The sequence below is a fragment of the Brachyspira pilosicoli genome (assembly GCF_008016535.1).
Classification (GTDB): domain Bacteria; phylum Spirochaetota; class Brachyspiria; order Brachyspirales; family Brachyspiraceae; genus Brachyspira; species Brachyspira pilosicoli_A.
The window spans coordinates 1-801 of record NZ_SAXY01000100.1 but is presented as its reverse complement, the minus strand read 5'-3'; the positions used below and the strand labels follow the sequence as shown (position 1 = coordinate 801).

Sequence of the window (801 nt, the reverse complement as noted above, 5' to 3'; positions counted from 1 at the left end):
AGATGAAAAAAGATTATAGCACAGAATTTAAATTATTTATAGTGGATGAAGCATTAGAAACTAAAAATATTAAAAGATTTTTAAAGATAGAAGAAATACCCAAATCTACTTTTTATGCTTGGCTTAAGAAATATAAAGACACTGGAACTGTCGCCAATTTTAGCACTAAGCCAAAAACTTCTCCAAATATCTTTAATAATCAAAAAGCTATTAATTTAATTATTGAACTCTATACTAAAGAATATCGAGGTAAGCATTATATTAAAGCATATTTGAACCGTGAAGGCATTAGAATAGGTGTTACAGCTATAGAGAATGTACTAAAAAGAAATAATCTTTGGAGATACAAAATAAAAAAGAAAAAGAAGCGATATGATAAACGAAAATTTGTCTCTAAAATACAAAAAGAAGGCAAAATAGTTCAAATAGACACTAAATATATCAAATTAGGCAGAAAAACAGTTTATCAATTCACAGCTGTAGATTTAGCTACTCGTTATAGTTGGATAGAAATCTATGAAGATAAAACACCTTCTAGTGCTTTATCTTTCTTAAAATATGTATTGAAAACTTCACCTTTTAGGATACAATCTATACAGACCGATAATGGTAGAGAATATACTTATCGCTGTATTAATACTCCTAAAATCAATATTTTTGATGAATACTGCTTGAAAAATAAATTAGAGAGAAGATATATTCCTGTAGCAACACCAAGATATAACGGCTTAGTAGAAAGAGTACACGGCATAGACGAAAGAGAATTTTATTCACGATTAAATAAAAATATAACTGCAGAAT

Annotated in this window: 1 protein-coding gene; it reads left to right on the top strand. The window is 27.6% G+C overall.

From position 1 onward, the window contains the following. Nucleotides 1-801: DDE-type integrase/transposase/recombinase (locus tag EPJ72_RS12885; protein WP_242005027.1), on the top strand; the 801-nt coding region annotated here is incomplete at both ends.